The sequence below is a fragment of the Bacillus sp. SIMBA_031 genome (assembly GCF_046535225.1).
GTDB classification, from domain to species: Bacteria; Bacillota; Bacilli; order Bacillales; family Bacillaceae; genus Bacillus; species Bacillus velezensis.
On the sequence record NZ_JAWRXC010000080.1, the window covers coordinates 1 to 344 of the forward strand.

At 57.8% G+C, this 344-nt stretch carries 1 protein-coding gene; it reads left to right on the top strand.

From position 1 onward, the window contains the following. On the top strand, positions 1 to 215 hold a 215-nt coding region (locus tag SB724_RS19600), incomplete at its 5' end, for a hypothetical protein (RefSeq protein ID WP_410572445.1). Positions 216 to 344: the final 129 nt, after the last annotated feature.

A 344-nucleotide genomic window follows, 5' to 3' on the forward strand; every position in this document is an offset into this window, starting at 1 on the left:
CCGACGGCTACATTTGCAGCGTCAGCTACATCGAACCCGGGCATGATGCTGTGACCAAGGTAGTCAAGCACGCGATCTACACGACGATCGGCAATGCATCGGGCCCGGCTGGGCTTCAGCCGATGCCTATACAGCAATCGTCCGACACGATGCTTAGACAGATCGTGGCGAAGAGCCTCGAAGAAATTGATCAGTCGTCTGATATCGCCCAGTGACCCGGATTCACAGTGCGCGTCGGCGCATCTCCAAGTCGCTTGCCGGACTGGCGGTAATGGGCGGCGTGTTGATATTGAACGGCTGCGTCACGCGGCAAGTGCTGCCTTATCAGGTCAGTGTAGCCAACC